The organism is Limibacillus sp., assembly GCA_037379885.1.
Taxonomy (GTDB): domain Bacteria; phylum Pseudomonadota; class Alphaproteobacteria; order Kiloniellales; family CECT-8803; genus JARRJC01.
In genome coordinates this window covers 1-10079 of record JARRJC010000055.1, presented here as the reverse complement: position 1 = coordinate 10079, position 10079 = coordinate 1, and the positions used below count along the sequence as shown (strand labels likewise).

At 66.8% G+C, this 10079-nt stretch carries 12 protein-coding genes and 1 tRNA gene; 1 reads left to right on the top strand and 12 read right to left on the bottom strand.

Features of this window, described 5'->3' with window-relative positions; genetic code table 11:
- The 11 genes from P8X75_13115 to cysE all read right to left on the bottom strand — a co-directional run.
- On the bottom strand, nt 1-744 hold a 744-nt coding region (locus P8X75_13115), incomplete at its 3' end, for a fatty acid desaturase (protein ID MEJ1996126.1).
- A gap of 163 nt (nt 745-907) precedes the next feature.
- Nucleotides 908-984 (bottom strand) — tRNA-Met (locus tag P8X75_13110).
- A gap of 112 nt (nt 985-1096) precedes the next feature.
- Nucleotides 1097-1288, bottom strand: a complete 192-nt coding sequence (locus P8X75_13105) for a PLDc N-terminal domain-containing protein (protein MEJ1996125.1) — start codon at nt 1286-1288, stop codon at nt 1097-1099.
- A 26-nt stretch (nt 1289-1314) separates the two neighbouring features.
- Nucleotides 1315-1620, bottom strand: a complete 306-nt coding sequence (locus P8X75_13100) for an SCP2 sterol-binding domain-containing protein (GenBank protein ID MEJ1996124.1) — start codon at nt 1618-1620, stop codon at nt 1315-1317.
- A 40-nt stretch (nt 1621-1660) separates the two neighbouring features.
- Nucleotides 1661-2788 carry a tRNA 2-thiouridine(34) synthase MnmA gene (gene mnmA, locus P8X75_13095; protein ID MEJ1996123.1) on the bottom strand — a complete coding sequence of 376 codons (1128 nt, stop codon included), beginning with the start codon at nt 2786-2788 and terminating at the stop codon, nt 1661-1663.
- Nucleotides 2789-2846: 58 nt separating this feature from the next.
- Nucleotides 2847-4265, bottom strand: a complete 1419-nt coding sequence (locus P8X75_13090; GenBank protein MEJ1996122.1) for a hypothetical protein — start codon at nt 4263-4265, stop codon at nt 2847-2849.
- 131 nt (nt 4266-4396) lie between these two features.
- A complete protein-coding gene (locus P8X75_13085; GenBank protein MEJ1996121.1) occupies nt 4397-4729 on the bottom strand; it encodes a ferredoxin family 2Fe-2S iron-sulfur cluster binding protein in 333 nt (110 codons plus the stop codon).
- Between the two features lie 42 nt (nt 4730-4771).
- Entirely contained in the window at nt 4772-5965 is a 1194-nt protein-coding gene (locus tag P8X75_13080; GenBank protein ID MEJ1996120.1) for an aminotransferase class V-fold PLP-dependent enzyme, read from the bottom strand.
- 19 nt (nt 5966-5984) lie between these two features.
- Entirely contained in the window at nt 5985-7103 is a 1119-nt protein-coding gene (locus P8X75_13075; GenBank protein ID MEJ1996119.1) for a cysteine desulfurase family protein, read from the bottom strand.
- 31 nt (nt 7104-7134) lie between these two features.
- Nucleotides 7135-7596, bottom strand: coding sequence for an Rrf2 family transcriptional regulator (locus P8X75_13070; GenBank protein MEJ1996118.1), 462 nt, complete (start codon nt 7594-7596; stop codon nt 7135-7137).
- 49 nt (nt 7597-7645) lie between these two features.
- The gene (cysE, locus tag P8X75_13065; protein MEJ1996117.1) at nt 7646-8407 is read right to left on the bottom strand and encodes a serine O-acetyltransferase; all 762 of its coding nucleotides are present in this window, start codon (nt 8405-8407) and stop codon (nt 7646-7648) included.
- A gap of 148 nt (nt 8408-8555) precedes the next feature.
- On the opposite strand from cysE, the gene P8X75_13060 reads away from it, so the two are divergent.
- Complete coding sequence (locus P8X75_13060) at nt 8556-9206, top strand: alpha/beta hydrolase (protein MEJ1996116.1); 651 nt, start codon at nt 8556-8558, stop codon at nt 9204-9206.
- A gap of 15 nt (nt 9207-9221) precedes the next feature.
- On the opposite strand, the gene P8X75_13055 is transcribed toward P8X75_13060, so the two are convergent.
- A partial coding sequence (locus P8X75_13055) for an anhydro-N-acetylmuramic acid kinase (GenBank protein ID MEJ1996115.1) occupies nt 9222-10079 on the bottom strand: 858 nt, incomplete at its 5' end.

The window sequence follows — 10079 nt, the reverse complement described above, 5'->3', positions numbered from 1 at the left end:
GCCGAAGAGGGCTGCGTGTTGGAGCGACCAGTTTGGGGGCGTTTGCCAATTCGTCTCTGCAAACTGGTGCTGAATGTAAAATAGCCAGACGCCCGCCGCCGCTGCCAAAAGGACTATCGGCAGGTTCACCATCAAGAAAGCGTTGGGTCCCATGATCCAAAGAAGCATCGCTGCAACTCCCGCGATGGCCGCGTTAGTCCCCATGGTGCTCACCCAAGGGCGAATTCCTTTGCGCATCAACCCAATAGGCAATCGATGCTTCAACAAGAACAGGTAAGTGGGCCCTAGACCGAAAAGGACCAGCGGGTGCCGGTAGAGGCGGTATCTCAGTCGCCCGAAATAGCCCAGGGATCGGTACTCCGCCACCGTTAGGGTGTCGATGTCGCCGACGCCTCGATGGCTCAAGTTGCCGGACGCTGCATGGTGTTGCGAGTGCTGCTGGCGCCAGAAGTCATAGGGCGTCATCGTCACCACGCCCAAAAGTCGGCCTACCCAGTCGTTGGCTCGGCGGCTCTTCAAGAAGGCGCCATGCCCGCAATCATGTTGGATCATGAACAGGCGAACGAGAAAGAGAGCTGCTGGGATCGTGAGCAAAAGGACCACCCACCGGTAGCCGAGCGTATGGAGGTGCCAAGCGGCGGTCCAGATTGCTAGCAAAGGCAGGATTGTTACGATCAACTCCAGAAGGGCGCGCGCCTTCGATGGTTCGCGATAGTGTCGGAGTTGAAGGCAAAGACTTTTAATGTCGAGGTCCCCGCTGAACGCGAACCGATTCTGTTCAGCGCTCAAACACTGGACTCCTAACTGGACATTTCGGACGACGAGATTCCTTCTAGCGGGGAATCAAGGCCATTTGAGGGCCGTCGTTCGTGAGTGACGCCAAAACTCAGAGCATCAAAGGGAAATTTGGTAGCGGGGGAGGGATTCGAACCCCCGACACGCGGATTATGATTCCGCTGCTCTAACCGACTGAGCTACCCCGCCACCGGATCAGGAGTGCCGCGTATTTAGGCGGATGGGACGGGGCTGTCAAGCGCGGCTGCGGCGCGGAGGTCACGACAGGCCCTTTGCGCCCCGTCAGCGAGAGCGGCGGGCCTCAGACCCCCGCCTTGCGGGGCCCGAAGATCAGCCAGGCGATGAAGCCCAGGAAGGGGAAGATCAGCAGCACGACTATCCAGATCACCTTGCCGCCCATGGAGGCCGCCGACTGCACCGTGTGAATGCCCGCCCAGACGACCAGCGCCAGCCAGATCAGGCCGAAAAGGCCAACTTCCAAACCCATCATCATGCTCCTATCCTAGCTCTCTTTCGATTTCAATCGCTCAGCAGCGAGGCCACCTTCATGGCCACGCCCTTGGAGCCCTCGACCTTCAGCTTGCCCATCATGAAGGCCATGGTGGGGTCGAGCGTGCCGGCCAGCAGTTTCTCGGCGTTCTCGGCGCTGACTTTCAGCACCGTATCCGCCTCTCCGCCGGCCGAGGTCTCGACCACCGCCGGGCTCTCCGTACCATCCCACCAGAGCTCGCCCAGACCTTCCAGGTCGAAAAGCACCTTATAGCCGAGCGGCGGGTTGAGAGCGGCGGTTTCGCGCAAGCGCGCGGCGAGTTGATCCAGATCCATCCTGTCTCGTTCCAATCCTGCTTCCGGGCAGCCTTTTGCGTCAGGCCGCGGCGCGGGCCTGTTCGCTGCCGGTGATCCATCCGCCGCCCAGCACGCGGCTGCCGTCATAGAGCACGGCGGCCTGACCGGGCGCAATGCCGTACTGCGGCTCTTCCAGCGCCACCAGAGCTTCGCCGCCGCCGGTGACGAAGACCCGCGCATCGGCGGGCTTCTGGGCCGAGCGCAGCTTGACCTGACAGGCGCGCCCCTCCGGCCCCGGCAAGGCGCCGCCCAGCCAGTTCAGCTCCTTCACGAAGACGCGGTCGCGCGCTAGCGCCTGCTTGGGGCCGACCACCACCTGCTTTGCCTCGGCGTCGATGGCGACCACGTAGAAGGGCTCCTCCACGCCGCCGATGCCCAGTCCCCGGCGCTGGCCGATGGTGTAGTTGATGACGCCCTCGTGGCGGCCCAGCACCCGGCCCTCCAGGTCGACGATCTCGCCGGGGTCCAGCGCGCCGGGGCGCAGCTTCTCCACGACGCGGGCGTAGGAGCCGCCCGGCACGAAGCAGATGTCCTGGCTGTCCGGCTTGTCCGCCACCGGCAGCGCCAGCTCCTCGGCCAGACGGCGCGTCTCGCTCTTGGGCAGCGAGCCCAGCGGGAAGCGCAGGAAATCCAGCTGCTCGGGCGTGGTGGCGAAAAGGAAGTAGCTCTGGTCGCGCCCGCTCTCCTCCGCGCCGTGCAGCTCGGCGCCCTCGGCACCCACGACCCGGCGCACGTAGTGGCCGGTCGCCAGCACGTCGGCGCCCAGTTCCTTGGCCGTCGAAAGCAGGTCGCGGAACTTCACAGTCTGATTGCAGCGCACGCAGGGGATGGGCGTCTCGCCGCGCAGGTAGCTGTCGGCGAAGTCCTCCACCACCGCCTCGGAAAAGCGGCTTTCGTAGTCCAGCACGTAGTGGGGAAAGCCCATGGCGTCGGCCACGCGGCGCGCGTCGTAGATGTCCTGGCCCGCGCAGCAGGCGCCCTTGCGCGCCAGCGTTGCGCCCTGGTCATAGAGCTGCAGCGTGATGCCGATCACCTCGTAGCCCTCGCGCTTCAAGAGCGCGGCGGTCACGGAGGAGTCGACCCCACCCGACATGGCCACCACCACGCGCGTCTCCGCGGGCGCCTTCGGGAGGCCCAAGCTGTTCATCGGCTCTGCGTTCATGGCCGGGAATATAGGGATGGCGGCGGCAAAACGAAAGCCGAAGCTAAAGCGCCTTCACCGTCTCGAGGAAGTTCTTGTAGATGCCCGGCCGGTCCGAAAGGCCGAGGGAGGCGGAGAAGTGGCCCTGCTCCGTCACGCTCAGGTTCTTGTCCGGCACCTTCCAGCGCTTGGCCAGCGCCAGACCGTCGTCGATCGGCATCAGTTCGTCGTGGCGGCCCAGCAACATGAAAAGCCGGCTCGGCGGCAGGGGCGGCGCTTCCTGGGGCTCGGCGAAGAAGCGGTAGGGCGCCAGCGTCTCCTCGCTCCAGCCGCACTCGGCCATTTTCTGAGGGATGCCCAGTTCGCGGGCAAGCCGCCCGCCGATCTCCAGCGATCCGGCGCGTCCGCTCACCACCAACAGCATCAGGGCGTCCGGACGGAAGGCCTCCGGCCAGTGGTTGGCGGCGGTGCCGAGCCGCTGGCTGGTCAGTCCGCCAAGGCTGAGGCCGAGTTGCGCCACCGGCCCGCCGCCCTCGCCACGCGCCCAGGCGATCAGCTGCCCGGCTTCGCGCAGGTGGCTGGTGATGTAGGTCAGAAAGCCGAGCGGCCCCCAGCTCAAGACCGGCTCCCCGCCGAAGTAACCGGAGAGTCTTCGCCGCCCGTGCCAGGGTCCCTCGGGCCGGATGACCCGGAACCCCCGGTCCACGGCCAGCGACACCGCATCCTCGAAGCCGACCCACATCTCGGTCTCCATGGCGATGCCGTGGAGGAAAAGCAGGGTCGGCGGGTCCTTGGCGTCCTCCGGCTCGATGACGTGGGCCCAGAGCGGCTTGGCTTGCGCGTCTGCGCCCTGTGCACCAACCTCCTTCGATCCGGGCGCGCGCAGCCAGCGGTGCCGCCGCCCGCGCTCGACGAACCCATGGGACTCCTCGAAGACCGGGAGGTCGACGGCCGGATCGAGCAACGCCTCCGGCTTGTCCAGGTAGGGACCGAAGCGCCGCTCCACCTGCTCCGGCGGGGCCACGTTCCAGTTGAGCCCGGGCGTGCGGCCCAGGAGCTTCAGCGGCAGAAAGTAGGAGCGCGAGGCGGAAAAGGCGTCGGCGGCCTTCAGGCGCGCGGCTTGCCGCTTGGCAAGCACCGGTCCTTCGGGCGGCTTCTCGGCGAAGAAGGCCTTGCGCCAGTTCGCCTCCTCGGCCCGGTAGGTCTCCGCCGCCTCCCTCGCGGAGGACAGCATCCAGTCCGTACCGCGCTCCACCACAGCGGCGTTCTCAAGAAAGCTGGGGAGGGTAGCGGGCAGACGCTCCAGAAAAGCAGCGCTGTCGTAGCCGCAGTCCTCCGCCAGCGCCCAGGCGCGCGACAGGGGAAAGTAGACATCGACGATGGTCCTGAAGGAAAGGCTGTCCAGCCAGGGACGGAAGACATAGGGCTCGATCGCCTCGCTACCGCGCAAGAGGCCCAACGCCTTTTCGACCTGACTGCGCATGGGCTCACCCCTCTTTTTACGACCCCGTCTCTCCGCCCGACTATAGCAAGACAGATTGCGGGGAAGGAAAGACCCAGTTTGCGCCTACTCGCCGCCTGCTCTGGCCTTCTGGCTGGCGGTCTGCCTGTGGCTTAGTCGAGCAGCATGTTCCTGGTTTCGTTCGGCAGATTGACGGTCAGCCCGTCGAGCTCGTCGCTCATGATGATCTGACAGCCGAGACGCGAGGTCGCCGAGAGGCCGAAGGCGAGGTCCAGCATGTCCTCTTCGTCTTCGGAGGCCTCTTCCAGTTTCTCGAACCAGGAGTCCTCCACGATCACATGACAGGTCGAACAGGCGAGCGAGCCTTCGCAGGCGCCTTCGATGTCGATGTTGTTACGGTGCGCGATCTCCAGCACGGAGAGGCCGTTGGGGGCCTCGACTTCCTTGCGGGTTCCGTCCCGTTCGATGAAGACCATTTTCGGCATGGTTTCGCCAGCTCCTCTTAGTTCTTCTGCTTCATCCGTTCTTCAGGCCGCGCCCTTTGCGCGCTCGCGCAGCCGCGCGATGCCGTCGGCCAGCGCCTCCACGGCAAAATCGACCTCCGCCTCGCTGGTGAAACGGCCCAGTGCAAGGCGGAAGCACTGCCGCGCCTCGGCCTCGCTCAAGCCCAGCGCGCGCAGCACGTAGGAAGGCTCCACCGCAGCCGACGAACAGGCCGACCCGGTGGAAAAGCTGATCTCCGGCACGGCCTTCAACAGCTCCTGGGCATCCACGCCTTCAACCCTGAGATTGAGGTTGCCGGCGACGCGCGCCTTCAGGCTGCCGTTGATGCCGATCCCGGAAACGCGCGCGGTTAGACCATCCAAAAGGCGTTTTCGCAAGGCTGAAATCCGGCGTTCGTCGGCGACGCGCTCTTCGCCCGCCAGACGGCAGGCCTCACCGAAGCCCACGACCAGCGGCGCGGGCAAGGTGCCGGAGCGAAGGCCCCGCTCCTGCCCGCCGCCATCCATCAGCGGCTCGACGCGCGCGCGCGGCCTGCGGCGCAGATAGAGCGCGCCGATTCCCTTGGGTCCATAGACCTTGTGCCCGGAGAGGGACAAGAGGTCGACCTGCATCTCCTCCACGTCCAGGGCGATCTTCCCGGCGGCCTGCGCGGCGTCGCTGTGAAAGAGCGCGCCCGCCGCGCGGCAGAGCCGGCCGATTTCGGCCAGGGGCTGAATCACCCCGATCTCGTTGTTGACCGCCATGACGGAGACCAGGGCGGTCTTGTCGTCCAGCGCGTCCTCCAAACGGTTGAGGTCGAGCAGCCCGTCCTCTTGGACCGGCAGAACCGTCAGGCGCATCCCTTCGGACTGAAGCCGCTTCATGGATTCCAGCACGCACTTGTGCTCGGTCTCCAGCGTGATCACGTGATCCTTGCCCTTGTGCTCCCGCGCGAACCGCGCCGCACCCTTGATGGCGAGGTTGTTGGCCTCGGTCGCGCCGGAGGTGAAGATCACCTCGCGCGGCTCCGCGCCGATCAGCTGGGCCACCTGTCCGCGCGCCACTTCGGTCGCCTCGGCCACCGCGCGGCCCGCGGCATGCTCGACCGAATGGGGATTGGCGAAGTGCTCGGTGAAGTACGGCGCCATGACCGCATAGGCGCGCGGGTCCATCGGCGTGGTCGCCTGGTAGTCCAGGTAGACCGGCGTCTTGGGCCTGTTGTCTTCGCGCGCGCTCATGATTCCCGTGATGCCTTCCTCAGGCCGCCGCGCGGCGGCGGCGGTAGAACTGCAGCCAAGCCTCGGTAAAGGCGGTCAAATCGCTCTCACGGCTATCCCAGCCGAGGCTGATGCGCAAGGCCCCGCCCGCCTCCTGCGGCGAAGCGCCCATGGCGCTGAGAACGTGGGAGGGCGTCACCTTGCCGGAGGAGCAGGCCGACCCGGCGCTGACGCAAAAGCCTGCGAGGTCCATGGCCATGACCTGCGTTTCCGAAGGCGCGGACGCCCAGGCAATACAGCTGGTGTTGGCGACCCTGGGCGCGTCGGCCCCGAAAACCTTGACCTCGGGCGCGGCCTCGCACAGCCGGGCTTCAAAGGCATCGCGCCAAACGCTCAGCCGTTCAGTCAGCGCGGCGCGCCCCGCCTCGGCGGCCTCGGCGGCTGCGGCGTAGGCGAGCGCGCCCAAGAGGTTCTCGGTGCCTGCGCGCCGCCGACGTTCCTGCCCGCCGCCCTTCACAAAGGCGGGCGCCTCCAATCCGTCGCGCAGCAGCAGGAGGCCGCAGCCAGCCGGTCCGCCGACCTTGTGCGCGGACAGCGACAAGAGGTCGGCGCCGCAGGCCGCGAAGTCGAGCGGCAGCTTTCCCGCCGCCTGAACCGCATCGCAGTGAAAGAGCGCCCCAGCCTCCTGCACCAGCCGGGCAATCTCCAGGACCGGATTGATCACCCCGGTCTCGTTGTTCACCCAGAGGACCGAGACGAGTACGGGCTTCGGATCGCTTACGAGCCGCGCGCGCAGGGCATCGAGATCCACCTGCCCCTCCGGCGTCAGCGCCAAACGCTCCGCGCCCGGTGCGGCGGCGAGAACCGAGTCGTGCTCTCCGGCGGAGACCAGAACGGGTCCCTGTCCCGCCGCCGCCAGCGCCTGGTTGTTCGCTTCAGACCCGCCGGACGTGAAGATCAACTCGCGCGGCTGAGCGCCGTAGAGCGCGGCCAGGCGCTCGCGGGCCTCTTCCAGAAGCGCGCGGGCCGCGCGGCCCGCCGCGTGAACGGAAGAGGGGTTCCCCATGCCGGGAAGTGCGAAGGCCTCGCTGAGGGCCGCGGCGGCCTCAGGGCGCAGCGGCGCGGTGGCGTTATGATCGAGATAGATGCTGTCGGTCATGGCGCTGAAAAGGATGAAGCCGGAGGCCGGGTCACCCGGCTTCCCGCCGGAAGCCTTCGCTCAAACGGCCCGCAAGCCCGCGCACGCGTCCGTCCACGACATCGGCGACGGTCACGGCGGAGAGGAAATAGTAGATCTGGCTGCCCAGTTCCTCCCAGAGGTCGTGCGTCAGACAGCGCGACTTCCTGCCGCCGCAGCCGAGCGGCTGGCCGGGCGTGCAGCGGGTCGCGCGGATCGGCTCGTCCACGGCCAGGATGATGTCTGCGATCAGCGTTTCCCGGGCGGGCTTGGACATGCGGTAGCCGCCACCGGGCCCGCGCACGGAACTGACCAGCCCACCGCGCCGCAGCTTGGCGAAGAGCTGCTCCAGATAGGAAAGGGAGATTTCCTGACGCTCGGCAATGTCGGCCAGCGCGATCGGCTTGTCGCTGCCTTGGGCGGCAAGGTCGACCATCGCCATCACGGCGTAGCGGCCTTTGGTACTGAGTTTCATCTGCCTCCAACCTCCAAAAACAAGCGTGGCGCGAACACGCTGGCCCGCGTCAGTTCTTTCCGCTGCTGGCGCGCTGGGGCTCTTTTTCCTCGCCCTCGATGGGCACGTTCGTGTCTTTCTCGCGCGCCTCCAACTCTTCCACGCGGGTCTGCAAGCGGGTCAACTCGGCCATCATGCCGTCAAGCGCACGGGCGACCGGGTCCGGAAGGTCGCCGGTCGGCGTGCCGTAGGCGACGAAACGTGCAGGCTCCTCGCTCTCGCCGCGCACCTTGACGGCGCGCGCGGGGATGCCGACCACCGTCGTGTTCTCCTCGACCTCCTTGGTGACCACGGCGTTCGCGCCCACGCGTGCGCAGCGCTTCACGGTTATCGGGCCCAGGATCTGTGCGCCGGAGCCCACGATCACATTATCCTCAAGCGTCGGATGGCGCTTCTGGTTGCGCTGCTTGTCGCTGTCGACCGAGGGGGCGACGCCGCCCAGAGTGACGTCGTGGTAAAGCGTCACGTCATTCCCGATCTCGGCCGTCTCGCCCACCACGACGCCGCAGCCGTGGTCGATGAAGAGCCGCCGACCGATCCGCGCGCCGGGGTGGATCTCGACCCCGGTCAGCACGCGGCCGACCGCCGAAATCCAGCGTCCCAGAAGGTGAAGTTTTCTGTCCCACAGCCAGTGTGAAATGCGGTAGAACAGCAACGCCTGGAAACCTGGGAAGCAAAGCACCACTTCCAAGCGTGACTTCGCGGAGGGATCGCGCGCCATCGCGGCGTCGATATCTTCGACGATCGACTTGAAAAAGCTCGTTTCGGCCATGTTACACTCCGCGCCCCACGGGCCTTCGGTCCGGTGCCAGTACTAAGGTTTCACGCCAAGATAGGGGCGTGCTGTTGGAAAAGTCCAACCGCTGGACTCAGATATTTGGTCGCTGACCGCAAATTTAAAGCCAAGGTGAACGGGAAATATGCCTGACGTCATCATCAACGGCCCCGAGGGGCGTCTCGAAGGCCGCTACCTCCATGCCAAGGATCCCAGCGCGCCGGTTGCGATCGTGCTGCATCCGCACCCCCAGCATGGCGGCACCATGAACAACAAGGTTGTCTACAACCTCTTTCATACCTTCGCCAAGCAGGGCTTCTCCGTGCTGCGTTTCAACTTCCGGGGGGTCGGCCGCTCCCAGGGCACCTACGACCGGGGCGAAGGCGAACTGAGCGACGCCGCCTCGGCGCTGGATTGGCTGCAGAGCGTGAACCAGAGCGCGCGCGGCTGCTGGGTGGCCGGGTTTTCCTTCGGCGCTTGGATCGGCATGCAGCTCTTGATGCGCCGCCCGGAGATCGAGGGCTTCATCTCCATCTCGCCGCCCGCGAACATGTACGACTTCACCTTCCTGGCCCCCTGCCCCTCCTCGGGCCTGATCGTCCAGGGCGACAAGGACAGCATCGTGCAGGAGCCCTCGGTGGCCAAGCTGGTCACCAAGCTTCAGACCCAGCGCGGCATCGAAATCGACTACCGCGTCGTGCCCGGCGCCGAGCACTTCTACAAGGACGAGATGGACCAGCTCTGCGGCCACGTCGCCGACTATCTGCAAAAGGCGCGCGCCCAGACCGCCGAGTAGGTTTGGGCCCAGCCGCTATTCCGGCTTGTGAAGCTTGCCGCCGCTCAAAGGCGTGACGACCCCTGTCGTGCCGGGATAGGTGATCGGCAGTCCCCGTAGCGACCGGAGCGCGAGGAAGGCGAAGGCCTGGGCTTCCAAGGCATCGCCGTCCCAGCCAAAGCGCTCGACCGGCTCCACCGCCACGCCGAGCCGCGCGGCCAGCATCGCCATCATCATGGGATTCCGCCGCCCGCCGCCGGTGACCAGCACGCTGGCGACCGGCCCTGGAAAGCTCTCCGCGGCGCGCGCCACGCTGGCGGCGGTGAAGGCCGTGAGGGTCGCAGCCCCATCCTCCAGCATCAGCCCTTCCAGCCCCGGCGTCGCAAAGGCGTCGCGGTCGAGGGACTTGGGCGGCTGCAGGTCGAAGTAGGGCGCGCGCAGCCACTGCTCGACCAGATGCTCGGCGATCCGGCCGGAGGCGGCCAGCCGTCCGCCCTCGTCGAACCGCCCGGCACCCTGCCGCCAGACCCAGTCGTCCAGCAGGGCATTGGCGGGTCCGGTGTCGAAGGCCAGGATGTCCTCAGGCCCCTTCCCCAACCAGGTGACGTTGCCGACCCCGCCCAGGTTCAAAACGGCGAGCGGCTTCTCAAGCTCCGCCGCCAGCGCACGGTGATAGGCCGGGGCCAGGGGCGCGCCCTGCCCGCCCGCGGCCATGTCGGCGAGGCGCAGCTCGTTCACCACCGGCAGGCCCGTCAGGCGCGCCAGAAGCGCGCCGTCGCCGATCTGCCAGGTGCGGCCTTCCTCCGGGGCGTGATGGATCGTCTGGCCGTGGAAGCCGATCACCTCCACCACCTCGCGCTTCAGGCCCGCCTCCTCCAGCAGCCGTTCGACGGC